Genomic DNA, 16,543 nt, shown 5'->3' with positions numbered 1-16,543 from the left:
CACGGAATCCCGAGTCAACCAGCCGAGGACACGCGCTGTCCACGGCGGCGGCCTTCGTGTTTCTACAAGCCGTCGACCGAGTCGTACAGGGTGAAGAAATCGCTCAGACCGATCATCGCGAACACCCTGGTGAGCTGCATGGGCGGCGCGGCGATGGCGAACGTGGCGCCGAAGGACTCGACCAATCGGCTGCTGACGATGAATGCCGAAACGCCGCTGGAGTCGCAGAACCCGAGGTCGGACAGGTCCAGCACCAACTCCTGGCCCGCCGTGAAGGTCAGGCCCTGGCACGCCTCGCGCAGCTCGGGCGCGGTGGCCATGTCCAGATCGCCGTGCAGGCTGAGAATGTGCCTGCGCGGGCTGGAGCGCGTGGTGATGGCCAATCCGCTCACGACTCGGCCCGGACGGTCAGTGCCAACAGGGCGGTGTCGTCGGTGAGCCGGTCGCCGAGGCCGTCGAGCATCGTCGCCAGGGACGACACGATCTCGGCGGCGCCGCGGCCGACGAAGCCTTCGGCCAGCTGGGCGAGATGCTCATCGCCCAACTGGGCTCCGTCGAAATCGCGGGCCTCGGTGAGGCCGTCGGTGTACAGCAGCACGGACTCCCCGGGGGCCAGACGCGTTGACGCGACGGCAATGGTGGCGTCGGGCAGGATGCCGATCAGCTGGCCGCCCGGCGTGTTCAGCATCTCGACCCGCCCGTCGGCCCGGGCCACCAGGGCCGGTGGGTGACCGCCGCTGGCGACGGTCAGCGTGAAGCCGTCGCCGTCCGGCACGAGCAGCCCGAACACGACCGTGCAGTACCGGGCATCGGCGGCATGGCCCTGTTGCAGCACAACACTGTTGAGGTTGGACAGCACAGCGACGGGATCAGGGTCGTAGACGGCGGCCGCCCGCAGGGTGTACCGCGTCAGCGACGTGACGACGGCGGCCTCGGGCCCCTTGCCGCAGACGTCACCGAGGAAGAACGCCCATCGGTTGCCCGCCAAGGGAAACAGGTCGTAGAAATCGCCGCCGATGTGCTCGTACGACGCGGCGTGGTAGTGCGCCGCGACCTCCAGTCCCGGCACTGCCGGCAGAATCGGCGGCAGCAAGGTCCGCTGGAGCGTTTCGCTCAGCCGCTGCCACCGGGCGCGTTCCTGCTCGGCGGCCTCGCGGGCCCGCAGCAGCTCACGCTCGTAGGCACGGCGTTGGCGGGCGTCGAAGACCGTGCTGCGGATCAGCAGCGGCGCCCCGTCCGCGCCGGTCTTGACCGTGGAGTTGATCAGAACGGGCAGCCGCCGGCCATCGGCGGCCACCAGTTCCAGCGCGATCTCCCGCGCCTGCCCCTGCATGCGCAGCAGCGGCGCGAAGTGGGTCTCGTGGTAGAGCCGGCCGCCGACGGTGAGCAGGTCGGTGAAACGTTTGCGGCCCACCAGATCCTCGCGGGCGTAGCCCAACCAGTCCAGCAGCGTCGCATTGATCTTGGCGATCTCCCCGTCCAGCAACGTGGACAGGTAGCCGCAGGGGGCGTTGTCGTACAGGTCGGCCGCGTCGTCCTCCAGGAGCGCGGAGAATGACGGGCGGTTGTCGTCCTCTGCTGGGCCACCAACGGATTCGTCGTGGGCGGGGCTCATCATGCGCGGCTCGCGGGCAACGTCTCGAGAAAAGCCCGCAGCGCCTTGGCCGTCTGCTCCGGCGCGCTCAGGTGCGGGCAGTGCCCGGTGGCCTCCAGCACGACCATCTCGCTGCCCGGAATGGCCCGGTGCACGTACTCGCCGACGGCGAGCGGGGCGATCAGGTCCTCGCGGCACTGCATGATCAGCGTCGGCACGGTCACGCCGGCCAGGTCGGACCGGTTGTCGCCGGTGAACGTGACGTGGGCGAAGTGTCGGGCGATGGCCGGGTCGGTGCGGCAGAAGCTGTTGGTGAGCTCCTCGCCGAGCGCGGGCCGGTCCGGGTTGCCCATGATCGCCGGCGCCATCGCCGCCGACCAGCCCAGGTAGTTGCTGTCCAACGAGTCGAGCAGCTCGTCGATGTCGGCCGCGCTGAACCCGCCGGTGTAGCCGTCGTCGTCGATGTAGCGCGGCGAGGGGCCGACCATCGCCAGCGCGGCGAAGCGGGACGGCTCGCGGGCCGCCGCGAGCACGCCGATCATCGCGCTGACCGAGTGCCCCACGAACACCACATCGCGCAGGTCGAGCTCGTCGCAGATCTCCAGGACGTCGTCGGCGTAGCCGCCGAGGGTGGCGTACCGCTCGGGCCGCCAGGCGTCGAGGTCCGAGCGGCCGGCGCCGACGTAGTCGAACAGAACGATGCGGTAGTCCTCGGCGAAGGCGGGCGTCACCAGCCGCCACATGTTCTGGTCGCAGCCGAAGCCGTGCGCGAACATCAGCGCCGGACCCTCGCTACGACCACCGACCGTGACGTGGTTCCTGCCGCGTATACCCATGATCACCGAGTATGGCACCGGCCCGGCCCGACCGCCGCGCGTCTGGGCCGTCCGGCCGAGTCGAGGGACCGCGGCCCGGACCCGAAATGCAGCTTTGTTTCATTTGTTACGGCATTGTCCGACGCATTGTTTCGTTGTGCACCAGTCTTTCTTGACATCTCCAACAACCAGTGCTGCACTTCCTGAACCCTGTTACAGATGCGTTACATTTGTTTCACAAGGAGGGTGTCCCTGCATGACCTCCACCGAATCCCGCCGCAGAGTGCTGGCGACCTGCGCCGCCGCGGCCCTGGTGGCCTCGGGGGCCGTCTACGCGGTGGCCCAGGCGCCGTCGGCGTTCGCGGCGACCTCGGCCAACGTGTGGCTGACCACTCCCGACCGGTCAAACCTGTTGACGCAAAAGGCATCTGTGCCGTTCGGGACGCCGGGCAGCGGCGCGGTGATCACCGTCGACCCGAACACCACCTACCAGTCAATGGTCGGCTTCGGGGCCTCGCTCACCGACTCCGCGGCCTGGAACATCTACAACTCCCCGGCCCGCAACAGCATCATGACCGCGCTGTTCAGCCCGACCAGCGGCGCCGGCCTGGACTGGCTGCGCCAGCCCCTTGGCGCGAGCGACTTCTCGCGCAACTTCTACAGCTACGACGACGGCTCGGCCGATCCAGGCCTGTCGCGGTTCTCGGTCAGCCATGACCAGTCCTACATCCTGCCGCTGGTCACGCAGGCCAAGCAGCTCAACCCAGCCACCTCGGTGATGGTCGTGCCGTGGAGCGCGCCGGGGTGGATGAAGACCAACAACAACCTGGTCGGCGGGTCGCTTTCCACCAACTACGAGAGCACCTTCGCCGACTACCTGGTCAAGTCGGTGCAGGCCTACCAGTCGGCCGGCGTGCCGGTGCAGTACCTGGCCGTGCAGAACGAGCCGCAGAACCAGCCCGGCGGCTACCCGGGCATGCTGATGGACGCCGCCCAGCAGAGCCGGATCATCAACACCCTGGCGCCCAAGCTGTCCGCGGCCGGGCTGGGCACGAAGATCCTGGCCTGGGACCACAACTGGAACCTACCGTCCTACCCGGAGCAGGTTTTCGCCGCCACCGGCAACAACACCGTCGGCTCGGCCTGGCACTGCTACCTCGGCGACCCGAGCGCGCAGAGCGCCGTGCATGACCAGTACCCGAACAAGGACATCTTCTTCACGGAGTGCTCCGGCACCGAGTCGGGCAACACCTTCGCCGACTCGTTGCTGTGGCAGGGCCGCAACCTGGCCGTCGGTGCCACCCGCAACTGGGCCCGCAGCGTCAGCCTGTGGAACATGGCGCTGGACAACAACCATGGCCCGGTCATCGGCTCCTGCGGCAACTGCATGGGCCTGGTCACGGTCAACGGCGGCAGTGTCACCTACAACGCCGACTACTACGTGCTCGGCCACCTGGCCAAGTTCGTCAAGCCCGGTGCGGTGCGGATCAACTCCACCGCGCAGAACCAGGGCGGCATCGAGAACGTGGCCTTCCGCAACCCGGACGGCTCGATCGCGCTGGTCGCGGTGAACTCCGGCGGCACGCAGAACTTCCAGGTCTCCTACGGCGGCCAGTCGTTCGGCTACAGCATGCCCGCCGGCTCGATGGCCACCTTCACCTGGAACGGCTCCGGCGGCACCACGCCGCCGCCCACCGGCCCGATCGACTCGTCCAAGTGGTACTCGGTGACCAACCAGAACAGCAGCAAGTGCCTGGACGACGCCAACCGCGGCACGGCCGACGGCACCGCGCTGCAGCAGTGGACCTGCACCGCGGCCACCAACCAGCAGTGGCAGTTCCGGTCCACCGGCGACGGCTACTACCAGGTCGTCAACCGCAATGCGACCAACCTGAGCTGGGATGTGGCCGGCGGGTCTTCGGCGACCGCCGACGGCGCTCAGGTGCAGCTGTGGAGCTATGTCGGCGGCTCCAACCAGCAGTGGCAGGCGGTGGACCAGGGCGGCGGGAGCTACCGGTTCGTCGCACGGAACAGCAACAAGTGCCTGGACGTGCGGGATCAGTCCACAACGGACGGCGCCCTGCTCCAGCAGTGGACGTGCAGCGGTGGGCCGGCGCAGTCGTTCCAGTTGACGGCCCAGTGACCGTTCGGGCGCGCGCCGCGTCGGGGCGCGCGTCCGAATGCCCGCCCTCCCGTGACCGACCTGTGCCCGTTTCGGGGCGATGACGGAAGAACGGCTCTGCACTTTCCTACCGATGTTCACTCGGTTGCCGGAAACGGGCCTGCCCGAATGCCGTTCTCCTGAAGATGCCTCACTTGTGCGGCGGCCCTATGGTGTGATGATGACCTCTGCCACGGCACCGACGCCACGGCGTACCGCAGCGCGGAACTACGGAATCTGGTTTTTCGGCGCGCTGGGCGGCATTCTGTGGGGCTATGACACCGGCGTGATCTCCGGTGCCTTGCTGTACATCGACAAGGACATTCCGCTGAGCCCGCTCGACCAGGGCCTTGTCGTGTCCGGCCTGCTGGCCGGCTCCATGCTGGGCGCGGGGCTGGCGGGCCGGCTGGCCGACTCGTGGGGCCGGCGCAGAATGATCCTGGGCAGCGGTGCGGTGTTCGTGCTGGGCACGCTGGGCGCGGCGCTGTCCGGGAACGCCACGTTCCTGGTGGGCTTCCGCTTCGTCATGGGTGTCGGCGTCGGTGTCGCTTCCGTTGTGGTGCCGATGTATCTGTCGGAGCTGGCGCCCAAGGAGGTGCGGGGAAAGCTCACCTCGCTGATGCAGCTGCTGGTGACCGTGGGCATTCTCTTGGCCTACATCGTCGACTTCGCGTTTTCGGCCGGCGGCGACTGGCGCTGGATGATCGGGCTCGGCGTGATTCCGGCCGTGCTGCTGATGTTCGGCATCTATACCCAGCCGGAAAGCCCACGCTGGCTGGCCGTGCACCACAAGGACAGCGACGACGCCGAGAAGGTCCTGTTGTCCCTGCGCGGTGACAAGGAGGCCGCGGCGGCGGAACTCAGTGAGATCAAGGAAAGCGTGCGCAGGGAGGCCGAGCAGACCGAACCGCTGCGGCTGCGCATGCTGACCACCGGCCGGCTGCGGCCGATCTTCGTCGTCGGCATGCTGCTGGTGTTCTTCCAGAACTTCGTGGGCATCAACACGATCATCTACTACGCGCCGACCCTGCTGACCAACGTCGGTTTCGGGGCGTCCGGGGCGATTCTGGCCAATGTCGGCATCGGCGCGGTGAACATGCTCATGACGCTGCCCGCGATGCGGCTGATCGACGTGGCCGGCCGGCGGCCGCTGCTGCTGTGGGGCGCCCTGGGCATGTGCGTGGCGATGATCCTGTTGGCCGTGGTCAACCTGTCCGGCCTCAGCACCGGTCCGCTGCTGCTGACGCTGACGCTGGTCGGCATCGTCGGCTACATCGCGTCGTTCTCCATCTCGTGGGGCCCGGTGCAGTGGGTGGCGCTGCCGGAGTTGTTCCCGCTCAAGGTCCGCGCCGGCGCGGTCGGCCTGTGCGTGGTGTTCAACTGGCTGTTCAACCTGGTGGTGGCGCTGGCCTTCCCGTCGCTGCTGGCGACGTTCGGGGCAGGGCTGAACTTCCTGTTCTTCGCGGTGATGACCGGACTGGCCTTCCTGTTCGTGTCCAAACTGATGCCGGAGACCAAGGGCCGCAGCCTGGAGGACATCGGCAACGATCTCGTGTACGGCCACTGAGTCCGCCCCATCGGGCAGCCCTGGTGGCGGGCCGCGGGCCACACTCGAACCGTGGATCGGGTGGCACGTGACCTCGCGGCCCTGCCCCGGCCGGGGCAGGGCGCCGCCGAGCTGGAGGAGGCGCTGTCCCGCGCCATCCGGCCGCTGGTGGCGCACGGCGGCCTGCGGCTGGTCGGCCGCAACCCGAACGCCTCGATCGCGTTGGAGTCGTTCAGTTTCGTGCATGGCTACGAGCCGGAGTTTCGGCCGGGCGCTGTACCAGGGCCTGGTGGCCGGGGCGGATCCCTACCCGCTGGACACGCTGGAGCGGCGGCCGGTGCCGGCGGCGGTGATCGCGCACCACGGGCGCAGGCGTCACGCGGCATGATCCACGTCAGCTGCTCGGGCCCAACCCCGTTGGCCAGCAGCCACAAGCAAGCGTCGACGCCGGTCTTGCCTGCGCCGACGACCGTGTAGTGGCCGGCCGGCTCGGGCGCGGTGGCCAGACCGTTCGGCGGCACACACCGCACCCCGTCGGTCACCTCGAACGCCGGCGGCCTCGTCGATCCGGCCGCTGCCCAGCTCCGTCGACCCCACGCCGTAGAAGGACGACGGCTGGTGCAGCCGCACATACGGGGACGCGACAGTCCAGTGCCCGCCCGGCCGGTGGTAGCGGTCGACCATCGCGACAGTCGCGTCCGACTCGGTCAGCAGCGTGTCCACGAACGCCATCCCCATCGCGCCCGCGCCCACCACGAGATAGTCGGCCTCGATCCCCCTCGTCGCGCTCATGCCCGAATCCTGGGCCCGAGCGGGGCGGTTCGGCTACCCCAGGACTTGGGGGTGGACAGGACGTGACGCGGGTCGAAGAAGGCTGGCCGGACTCCGTCAAGTCGGCCGACAAACGCCAATCCTCGTCAACGTAGACTTCACACCGTGAGCGAAACAGCAATTGCTCACCCTCCGCATTCACCATTCACCAGCAGGGGGTCACCAACAGTGCCGAACGTGGTCACCAAACATTATCTCGCGGAATCCTCGGTGTCGAAACCGCTCCGCGAAACCGCGCGTGAGCTGCGCCTTCCCGAGGCCTATGCCGCTTCTTATGGTACGGTCCAGCTCGATCGCCCGCTGTTTGTCCCCGAACGGGAGATCGGTGATTTCGCCACCGATCTCGCCGCTGTCTTCGACATTCTGGTTTCGCTGCCCGGCCGCCTGTTCGACGGTGACCTCCGCCGCTACTGCGCCGCGCTGGGCATGGACGACCGGTTGGCCGAGCTGATGTGCCGCGGCGCCACCGGCGCGCCGCCGTTGTACGCCCGGGCCGACGCCTACCACGACGGCACCTCGTTCAAGCTCCTGGAACTCAACATCGGCAGCGAACTCGGCGGCCTCGACACCGCGCAACTCAACCGCGCCTTCCTGGCCCGGCCCGAGTTCGCCGACTTCGCCCGGCGGCACGAACTCGGCCACGTCGACACGATTCCCCGCGTCGCCGCGGCCCTGCGCGCAGCCGCCCTCGTCGACGAGCCGGTGGTCGCGCTGATCGAGAGCACCAACGGTCTCGCCGCCCACGCCCACGTGTTCACCGCGCTACGGGAAGCGTTGCGGGATCAGGGAATCGACCTGTTGCTGGGCGAGATCGACGAGCTCGGCGAGCGGAACGGCCACATCACGCTGCGGGGCCGGCCGCTCGACGTCGTGCTGCGCTACTTCGTCGCCGGCGAGCTCGTCGACGACCCGGCCGGGCAGGAGAAGCTGGACCTGCTGATCGCCGCCCCCAAGACCGTGTTGTTCACACCGTTGGAAGGCGGGGTGCACGCGAGCAAGGGCAGCCTGGCGATGCTGCACGACCCGGACGTCCGCGCCACCTTCACGCCCGACGAGCACGCCGTCGTCGACCGGGTCGTGCCATGGACGCGACTACTCGGCACCGCCGCTGACCAGGACGAACTGGTCCAGCACTGCCGGAACGAGCGCCGCAATCTGGTGCTCAAGCCGGGCGTCGGCTACGGCGGCGTCGGCACCGTGGTCGGGCATTCCGTCACCGACGAGCAGTGGGAGCGGGCCCTGGCCGAGCGCCGGACCGGCGACCACGTGGTGCAGCGCCGGGTCCGGCCGAGGACCGAGCCGGTGCTGAACGCCGAGACGAACACAGGAGAGGAATGGGTGGCGAACTGGGGGATTTTTGTCGACCCCGCCGGTTATGCCGGCGGATTCGTGCGGGCGCTCAAGCCCGCCGACGGGGCCGTGGTGTCGTATTCCAATACCGGCACCCGCGGGACCTGTGTCTTCACAACCAGAACTTCCTGAACGGATCCTGACATGACCAGAGCAACGGGGGGCGATGACGCGCGCCCGCACGTCGTCGTCATCAACCGGTGGCGCGAGCACTACGCCGACTACCACCGCTATCTCGACCATTCGACACATCGGGTCACCTACATCAGCACCGAGATCGGCCTCGGTTCGGTGCCGCCGACCGCGACCGACATCGCACTCGTCGACGCCACCGACGATTTGTCGCAGGCCCGCGCGGCATTGGCCGAACTCGTTTCGAAGTACGGTCCGCCGCACCGCATCGTGGCATTGAAGGAGGACGACCTGCTCGTCGGCGCCCAGCTGCGCGAGGAGTGGGACGTGGCGGGACACCGGCCGGCCGATCTGCTGAGGTTCCGCGACAAGTTCCTGATGGGCCAGGCCATCGCGGCCGCCGGGCTGCCCATCCCCGCGTTCGCCACGGTGACCGGACCGGAGTCGGTGCTCGACTTCGCCGACGTCCATGGCTGGCCGGTCGTGCTCAAGCCCCGCATCGGCAGCTCCAGCGCCGGCGTCGTGGTGCTGGACGGCCCGGCGGCGCTGGCCTCGTTCGAGCTCACCGACGAGCCGATGCTGGTGCAGGCCTTCAATCCGCACCCGATCCATCACGTGGACGGCGTGTTCACCGGCACGGATCTGGCCTGCCTGCGGGTTTCTCGCTACGTCAACACCTGCCTGGGCTTCCGCGAGGGCTCCTTCCTCGGCTCGGTCGAGGTGGACGACCCGTTGGTGATCGGCGCGGTTCGCGCCGCCGCCACCGACTTCCTCCGTGCCCTCACCGACCGGCCTACTCCCCTGCACCTCGAAGTGTTCTTCGACGGCGAGACCTGCACCTTCCTGGAGGTCGGGGCCCGGGCCGGCGGCTCGGAGATCCCGTTCATCTGGCGTGACCTGCACGGTTACGACCTCATGCGCGCCGCCTTCGACCTCCAGCTGGGCCTTGAGCCCCAGCTGCCCCCGACAACACGTGTTGTCGAGGTCGGCGGCTGGCTGCTGATCCCGGCACCCGCGGCTCGCCCGTGCCGGATCACCGAGGTGACATCGATGGTCGGTGGCCAGCCCGGGCCGTACGCGGAGGCGCTGCTCGGCGTCGGCGAGATCCTGCCTGAGGCCGATGCCTACTACGAGCACGTCGGCGGCCGGTTCCGCTTCCGTGGCCGGTCGAGCGCCGAGGTGGCCGAAGCCCTGGAGGCGACGGCCAAGGGCTTCCGGGTCAGCGCGGAACCGGTCGAGCGGGTGGGTGCCCGATGAACAACGACCAGGTCCTGCGGGACTACTCGGAGCAGATCCTCGACGGCGACGGCGGCAACGACTACGAGCGCTACATGCACACGGGCACGCTGCTGTCGTTGCAGCGGCGGCCCGAGGAGGTCGTGCACCGCGACGAGCTGCTGTTCCAGGTGGTGCACCAGTCCACCGAGCTGTGGCTCAAGCTCGCCCACGCTGAGCTCGTCACCGCGACCGACCGGCTCCGCGCCCGTGACCTCGACGCCACGGTCGCCCTGCTGACCCGGGCCTCGCTCGGCCTCGTTCTGGTGACCGAACAGCTGGAGATGATGCACCACCTGTCGCCGTGGGACTTCCAGACCATGCGGACTGTGCTCGGCCACGGCTCCGGCGCGGACTCCCCCGGCTGGCGTTCGATCCACCGGCAGGGCAACGCGCTCGGCCGCGCGTTCACCGACTACGTGACCGCCGAGGGCGTCGACCTGGCCGAGCTGTACCGCAGCCAGGTGCACAGCCCCCAGCACCGTCTGGCCGAGGCGATGATCGAGTTCGACGAGCGGGTGTCGCTGTGGCGGGTGCGGCACTACAAGATGCTCACCCGGGTCATCGGCAACGAGGTCTTCGGCACCCAGGGCACCCGCACCGACGTGCTGGCCCGGCTGATCGAGGACCGGTTCTTCCCCGAGCTGTGGCGGCTGCGCACCGAGCTGACCGAGACCGGCCCGATGGGCCGGTACCACCTCGGGACGTCGTCGTGAGCCTGTCCCCCGCCGCCTTCCGGGCCCACTTTCCCGTGCTGGGCACCAAGGTCCACCTGGCCAGTTGCAGCCTCGGCGCGCGGTCGGTGGACGTGGACGCCGCGCTGGAGCAGATGCGGGCCGACATGTCCTGGGACCGCTTCGAGGACCAGCTGCGCCAGGCCCGGCACGGCTTCGCGGCGCTGGTCGGCGCTCGGCCGGAGCAGATCGCCGTGGTGCCCAACGCCTCCGTCGGGGCGTACCAGGTCGCCTCCACAATGGACTTCGCTCGGCGATCGAAGATCGTGACCACAGACCTGGAGTTCCCGTCCGTGGCCCACGTCTGGTTGGCGCAATGCCCTCGCGGCGCGGAAGTCGTGTTCAGCGGCGAGATCGACGCCGACACGCGGCTCGTGTCGGTGCCCATGACCGGGTACCAGTACAGCGAGCGGCTGCCGGTCGCCGACGTCGTCCAGCGCGCCCATGAGGCCGGCGCCGAGGTGTTCGTCGACGCCTACCAGGCCGTGGGCACCGAACCCGTCGACGTCGACCGGCTCGGCTGCGACTACCTCGTCGCCGGCACCATGAAGTACCTGCTGGGCCTGCCCGGCCTCGCCTTCCTCTACGCGCGCTCCCCCGAGCGCACCGATCGTGATCCGCAGCTGACCGGCTGGTTCGGCCGGGTCGACCCGTTCGCCTTCGACCCGCGGCGGCTGGATTTCGCCTCCACGGCAACGAGATTCGAGACGGGCACCCCCGCCGTGCCGGCCGTCTACACGGCTAACGCAGGCCTGCGGCTGGTCGCCCGGGCCGACCTCACCGCCGTCCGCGAGCATGTCCTCGGGCTCACCGACCTGGCCGTCGAGCGCCTGACCGCGATGGGCCGCCCGGTCCGGGCCCTGCCCCGCGATCGGCGCGGCGCGCACATCGGGCTGGTCGACGCCGATCCTGTCGGCCTCGCGAAGCGGTTGACAGAGCACGACATCGCGGTCAGCCCCCGTGGCGACGTCGTGCGCCTGTCGTTCCACCACCACAGCAACAGCGATGACATCGACGCGCTCTGCGCGGCACTTTCCCGAATCGAGCGACAGAACCATGTCCACGGCTGAGTTACGCACCTGGCTCCACGAATCCGACCCCAAGAAGTTCCCGTACGCCGCCGTCGTCGGCCACTACCGCCGTGTCGGCAAGCACTTCGTGCGCCCCGAGCTGCTGTCCCTGCTGGCCGAGGTCCGCGACCGGCTGCCGTCCATGCACGGCCCCTGGGAACACATCCAGACCCTTGCGTCCTTTCTGGACACCGCGCTGGACAAGCCGGACCAGCGCTACGACTACCCGACCTACCTCGCCCTCGCACTGCTGCAACTGCCCACTGTGGACGACCCGGTGGAGCAGGCGCCGTTCGCCCGTTCACGGTGCGACCGACTGATCGCGCAGCTGGTGGCCGACGCGTTGGCGTTCGAGGTCGCCGCCTCCGAGGGCGCGACCGCGCTGCTGCCGGAGATGCGGCCCGATCCGGACCTGGTCGTCAAGCGCTGCAAGCACGGCCTGCGCGTGATCCGACCCGTGCTGGCCCGGATGTCCCTCGACGGCGGCCTCACCGCCACCGAGCCGCTGGAGCTGGCGCGGCAGGCGTGTTCCGTCGTGCAGGCGGACATGTCGTTCAGTGAGGAACGGGCGCAGGAGCTCAGCGTGCTGCCGGTCTACACCGCGCACGACGAGTACCTGTTCCTGCGTGTGCTCCAGACGTTCGAGACGACGTTCTCCCTGCTGGCCGTGCTGCTTCGCGGCGTGACGGCCGCGCTGGCCGACCGCGAGATCGATCGGGCCGCGCACTTCCTGGCCACCGCCGAGAACGCGCTGCGGGAATCCGCGCCGCTGTTTTCCATGCTGGCCACCATGCAGGTCGAGTCGTTCCGCACCTTCCGCGAGTTCACCGAAGGCGCGAGCGCGATCCAGTCCCGCAACTACAAGCTCGTCGAGTCGCTGTGCCGGGTGCCCGACCCCGACCGCGTCGATTCGGCCGCCTTCCACTCCGCGCCGGACGTACGAGAGCGCGTGCTGGCCGGACAGGACACTTTGGACTGTTCCTTCCGTGAGCTGTGCGATTCCGGCGTCAGCAAGGAGGACCGCGAACGGATCGCCGAGGGCATGAAGAGATTCGCCCGCGCGCTGATGCGATGGCGTAACACCCACTACCGGCTGGCTGTGCGCATGCTCGGCGAGGCGTCCGGCACCGGATACACCGAGGGCACGCCGTATCTGAAGGCCGTGCGGACCGTTCCGGTGTTCCACGCCGTTGACGTGGCCGACGAGGAGACCGACGAGACTGCGAGGACCCGATGACTGATTTCGACGCACCCGTCGGCATCGTCGGGGCCGGCCCGGTCGGCCTGGTCGCGGCGCTGCGGCTGGCCCGGTTCGGAGTGCCGACCGTGCTGCTGGAGGCCAGGCCCGAGCTGCTCAAGCAGGGCTCCAAGGCCTGCCTGATCCAGGGCGACGTGCTGGAGATCCTGGACAAGTTCGGTTGTGCCGAAACGATTCGGGACGAAGGCGTGACGTGGACCGTGGCGCACACCTACGTGCGCAACCGGGTCATCCGCTCCGCCGAGTACCCGCGCGGCCTCGGGTTCGGCCCGTTCGTGAACATCTCGCAGCACCGCATCGAGCAGGTGTTGGTCGAGGCGGCCGAGGCCAACCCGCTGTGCGATCTGCGTTGGGGCCACGAGGTTGTCGAGGTGGCACAGGACTCAGACGGCGTGACCGTACGGGTCGACACCCCTGACGGCGAGCGGGATCTGCGGTTCGCCCACCTCGTCGCGGCCGACGGCGTGCGCAGCAAGATGCGTGAGTTGATGCAGGTGGACTGGACCGGCTACACGCACAAGGACCGGTTCCTCATCACCGACATCAAGGCGAAACTGCCGCTGGCCAAGGAACGGCACTTCCACTACGACCCGTCCTTCAATCCCGGCCGGCAGCTGGTGATGCACCCACAGCCCAACGACATCTGGCGCATCGACTGGCAGTTGCCGCCGGACGCCGACATCGTGGCCGAGCGCCTCGACGGCCGCTTCGACCAGCGGGTACGCGCGGTGATCGGCGACATCCCGTACGAGATCGACTGGGTCAGCACCTACCGGTTCCACCAGCGGGTCGTGGCGCGCCTGCGGGTCGGGCGGGTGCTGTTCGCCGGCGACGCCGCGCATTCCCTGCCCCCGTACGGTTCCCGTGGCATGAACAGCGGCATCCAGGACGCCGACAACCTGGCCTGGAAGCTCGCGTCCATCCACAATGGAGAAGCCGGCGAGGAGTTGCTGGAGTCCTACCACGTCGAGCGGTACGCGGCGGCTCGCGAGAACCTGCGGGTCACCGAGGCCACCATTCGGTTCATGGTGCCGCCCAACCGCCTTCGCCGCTGGGCCCGGGCCGCGTTGCTGGGACTGTCGCATTCGCTCGGGCTGGCCCAGAAGCACGTCAACAGCGGGCGCATGGCCGAGCCGTACGTCTACACCTGCTCGCCCATCGTGCAGCCGTCCGACGACTCCCTGCTGGGGTCGTTCGCGCCGGACCTGCCGATCGTCGAGGAGCCGTTGCGGCTGCGGCGGCTGCTCGGGCACCGCTTTGTCGCACTGTGCTTCGCCACCACCGGCCGTCGCGCCGCCGAGTTGTTGCAGCAGGCCCGTTCCAGCTCGTGTGACCTGGTCGTGGTGATGCCCGAGGGCGCACCGACGGATGGCGTTCCCGCCGACGCGCGGGTCGTTCGATCGTCCGACGCCGCCGCGCTCGCCCGATACGGCACGGTCGGCGGCACCTGGTGGGTCGCACGACCGGATGGACATCTCGCCGCCCGTGGCACCAAGGGCGAGGATTTCGCCGCGGCCCTACGATTCTCCGCCGGCGTCGACCGCACACTCGTGAAGGGATCCCCCGCATGACCGCCCCCGATTACGCCTGGCAGAACGGCCGTCTGGTCCGGTGGGACGAGTGCGTCGTGCACGCCCGCAGCCAGGGCGCCTTCTGGGGCGCCAACGTCTTCGAGGGCGTCCGGGCCTACGCCGATGACGGCGCCATGCGGGCGTTCCGCCTGGACGATCACCTGGCCCGGCTGCGGCGCTCGATGAAGAGCCTGCACATGGGGATCGCCCACAGCGACGCCGAGCTCAAGCGGGCATGCCTGGACCTGGTGCGGGCCAACGACCTCACGGTCGACACGCATCTCTGCGTGGTGGCCTACTTCGACCAGGGCCCGAACTTCGACCCGTTGGCGTACACCACGTCCACCGGCGTGCACATCACCGCACTGCCGATGCCGCGCTCCCCCAAGCACGAAGTCGGTGCCGCTGCGAGCATCGCGTCGTGGCGGCGGATCAGCGACGACTCCATGCCGCCACGGATCAAGACCGGCGCCAACTACCACAACAGCCGGCTGGCCCAGCACGAAGCCGTGCGCAATGGTTACGACACGACGCTGCTGCTGAACCAGCGTGGCACCGTGGCCGAGGCTCCGGGCGCATGCGTGGTGATGGTCCGCGACGGCGAGCTCGTCACGCCGCCGGGCACCAGCGGCGTTCTGGAGGGCATCACCGTCGACACCGTGGCCCGCCTGGCCGAGGAGAGGCTTGGACTTTCCTTGCACCGCCGCGAGATCGACCGCACCGAGCTGTACGTGGCCGACGAGCTCTTCCTCTGCGGCACGCTGGCCGAACTGCTGCCCGTCACCAGCGTCGACCGAACCCCCGTGGGCAGCGGCCGACGCGGCCCGATCACCGCCCTGTTGCAGAACCACTACGACGACGTCGCCCGCGGCCGCAGCGACCATCCCGAGTGGAGCACGCTCGTGCCCGCCCGACAGGAGGTGTCGGCATGACCGTGCTCGCCGACCTGTTGACCGCCTTGAACACCGGTGCGGTCGAGGTGATCGACCTGACCGCGCCGCTGTCCGAGGACACGCCGATCATCGACCTGCCGGCCGACCGCGGCCAGCCATGGCCGTTCTCCCGCGAGGTGATCAGCGAGTTCGACGCCGCCGGGCCGACCGTGCACTGGAACAACATCCGGCTGTCCGAGCACACCGGCACCCACTTCGACGCGCCGTCGCACTGGCTGTCCGGCAAGGGCACCCAGGACGTCTCGCAGGTTCCGCCGGGCCGGCTGGTCGCGCCGGCGGCGGTGATCGACCTGTCGCACGAGGTGGCCCAAGACCCGGACTTCCGGCTGCGCCGGGAACACGTCGAGGCGTGGATCAACGAACACGGCCCGCTGCCCGACGGCGGCTGGCTGCTGTACCGGACCGGGTGGGACGCCCGTGGCGGCGACGCCAAGGCGTTCATCAACGGCCGGCACACCCCGGGCGTGTCGGAGGACTGCGCGCAGTGGTTGGCGTCGGAGACGCCGGTGATCGGCCTCGGCGTGGAGACCGTCGGCACCGACGCCGGGCTGGCCGACGAGTTCGAGCAGCCGTTCCCGTGCCACTGGTTCCTGCACGGGGCCGGCAAGTACGGCCTGACGCAGCTGCGCAATCTCGCGCTGCTGCCGCCGACCGGCGCTGTGGTCATCACGTCGCCGCTGCCGATCGTCGGCGGCTCCGGCAGCCCGACCAGGGTGCTCGCCCTCGTCACCCGTCCGTGAGATCCGGTCCGTACAACGTCAAGTCCGCCGGGAACGGCCGGCGCACTTCCCGATACTGGAATTCACGTGACCGAAGGGACCCACCCATGCCGGACTACCTCTCCCTGCTCGACACCCGCCGCCGCGGCGCGCTGGTGACCATCAAACGCGACGGGCGCCCCCAGCTGTCCAATGTGGACTTCGACTACGACGCCACGGAGCGCATGGTGCGCCTGTCCACCACCGACGACCGCGCCAAGATCGCCAACCTGCGTCGGGACCCCCGGGTGAGCCTGCACGTCGCGCTGCCCGAAGGCTCCGCCTACGCGGTGTTCGAGGGCGTGGCCGAGCTGTCGGCCGTGGCCGCCGACCCGCACGACAAGGCCGTCGAGGAGCTCATCGAGGTGTTCCGCGGCGTGCAGGGCGAGCACCCCGACTGGGACGACTACCGGCGGGCCATGGTCGCCGACCGCCGCCTCGTCGTCCGCTTCCGCATCGACCACGCCTACGGCTACCTGCCGGCCTGAACCCCTT

Annotated in this window: 15 protein-coding genes; 12 read left to right on the top strand and 3 right to left on the bottom strand. The window is 69.2% G+C overall.

The features are described 5' to 3' along the window. Window positions 1-62: 62 nt before the first annotated feature. From KUTG_RS45415 to KUTG_RS45405, 3 genes are read right to left on the bottom strand one after another with little or no spacing between them, the layout of a single operon-like run. Window positions 63-392 carry an STAS domain-containing protein gene (locus tag KUTG_RS45415; protein WP_043726119.1) on the bottom strand — a complete coding sequence of 110 codons (330 nt, stop codon included), beginning with the start codon at window positions 390-392 and terminating at the stop codon, window positions 63-65. Beyond that, window positions 389-1,618 carry a PP2C family protein-serine/threonine phosphatase gene (locus tag KUTG_RS45410; protein ID WP_232241284.1) on the bottom strand — a complete coding sequence of 410 codons (1,230 nt, stop codon included), beginning with the start codon at window positions 1,616-1,618 and terminating at the stop codon, window positions 389-391. Before KUTG_RS45410 ends, KUTG_RS45415 begins: the two co-directional genes overlap by 4 nt. Then, window positions 1,615-2,430, bottom strand: a complete 816-nt coding sequence (locus KUTG_RS45405) for an alpha/beta fold hydrolase (RefSeq protein ID WP_043732938.1) — start codon at window positions 2,428-2,430, stop codon at window positions 1,615-1,617. The genes KUTG_RS45410 and KUTG_RS45405 overlap by 4 nt, the downstream gene beginning before the upstream one ends. A gap of 235 nt (window positions 2,431-2,665) precedes the next feature. Between KUTG_RS45405 and KUTG_RS45400 the strand changes: the two genes are divergently transcribed. From KUTG_RS45400 to KUTG_RS45345, 12 genes are all read left to right on the top strand, one after another. Continuing rightward, window positions 2,666-4,552, top strand: a complete 1,887-nt coding sequence (locus KUTG_RS45400) for an RICIN domain-containing protein (RefSeq protein WP_043726113.1) — start codon at window positions 2,666-2,668, stop codon at window positions 4,550-4,552. 199 nt (window positions 4,553-4,751) lie between these two features. Beyond that, window positions 4,752-6,137 carry a sugar porter family MFS transporter gene (locus KUTG_RS45395; protein WP_052396832.1) on the top strand — a complete coding sequence of 462 codons (1,386 nt, stop codon included), beginning with the start codon at window positions 4,752-4,754 and terminating at the stop codon, window positions 6,135-6,137. A gap of 223 nt (window positions 6,138-6,360) precedes the next feature. Continuing rightward, a complete protein-coding gene (locus KUTG_RS62440; protein ID WP_198047546.1) occupies window positions 6,361-6,504 on the top strand; it encodes a hypothetical protein in 144 nt (47 codons plus the stop codon). Between the two features lie 620 nt (window positions 6,505-7,124). After that, complete coding sequence (locus tag KUTG_RS45385) at window positions 7,125-8,429, top strand: hypothetical protein (protein WP_198047545.1); 1,305 nt, start codon at window positions 7,125-7,127, stop codon at window positions 8,427-8,429. Between the two features lie 12 nt (window positions 8,430-8,441). Continuing rightward, a complete protein-coding gene (locus KUTG_RS45380; protein WP_043726103.1) occupies window positions 8,442-9,686 on the top strand; it encodes an ATP-grasp domain-containing protein in 1,245 nt (414 codons plus the stop codon). Next, window positions 9,683-10,420: a tryptophan 2,3-dioxygenase family protein gene (locus KUTG_RS45375; protein WP_198047544.1), complete on the top strand. Its 738-nt coding sequence runs from the start codon at window positions 9,683-9,685 to the stop codon at window positions 10,418-10,420. The genes KUTG_RS45380 and KUTG_RS45375 overlap by 4 nt, the downstream gene beginning before the upstream one ends. Further along, window positions 10,417-11,508 carry an aminotransferase class V-fold PLP-dependent enzyme gene (locus tag KUTG_RS45370; RefSeq protein WP_043726100.1) on the top strand — a complete coding sequence of 364 codons (1,092 nt, stop codon included), beginning with the start codon at window positions 10,417-10,419 and terminating at the stop codon, window positions 11,506-11,508. Before KUTG_RS45375 ends, KUTG_RS45370 begins: the two co-directional genes overlap by 4 nt. Then, window positions 11,495-12,745 carry a tryptophan 2,3-dioxygenase gene (locus KUTG_RS45365; protein ID WP_052396177.1) on the top strand — a complete coding sequence of 417 codons (1,251 nt, stop codon included), beginning with the start codon at window positions 11,495-11,497 and terminating at the stop codon, window positions 12,743-12,745. Before KUTG_RS45370 ends, KUTG_RS45365 begins: the two co-directional genes overlap by 14 nt. Further along, window positions 12,742-14,337: an FAD-dependent monooxygenase gene (locus KUTG_RS45360; RefSeq protein ID WP_052396176.1), complete on the top strand. Its 1,596-nt coding sequence runs from the start codon at window positions 12,742-12,744 to the stop codon at window positions 14,335-14,337. The genes KUTG_RS45365 and KUTG_RS45360 overlap by 4 nt, the downstream gene beginning before the upstream one ends. After that, window positions 14,334-15,269, top strand: a complete 936-nt coding sequence (ilvE, locus tag KUTG_RS45355; RefSeq protein ID WP_043726097.1) for a branched-chain-amino-acid transaminase — start codon at window positions 14,334-14,336, stop codon at window positions 15,267-15,269. Before KUTG_RS45360 ends, ilvE begins: the two co-directional genes overlap by 4 nt. Continuing rightward, window positions 15,266-16,030, top strand: a complete 765-nt coding sequence (locus tag KUTG_RS45350; protein WP_043726093.1) for a cyclase family protein — start codon at window positions 15,266-15,268, stop codon at window positions 16,028-16,030. The genes ilvE and KUTG_RS45350 overlap by 4 nt, the downstream gene beginning before the upstream one ends. An 86-nt stretch (window positions 16,031-16,116) precedes the next feature. Next, entirely contained in the window at window positions 16,117-16,536 is a 420-nt protein-coding gene (locus tag KUTG_RS45345) for a PPOX class F420-dependent oxidoreductase (RefSeq protein WP_043726088.1), read from the top strand. The last annotated feature ends 7 nt before the right edge of the window (window positions 16,537-16,543 follow it).

Origin of the sequence: Kutzneria sp. 744, assembly GCF_000568255.1 — a bacterium.
Lineage (GTDB): Bacteria > Actinomycetota > Actinomycetes > Mycobacteriales > Pseudonocardiaceae > Kutzneria.
The sequence above is the reverse complement of the archived record's forward strand: the minus strand, read 5'-3'. Positions and strand labels throughout refer to the sequence as shown.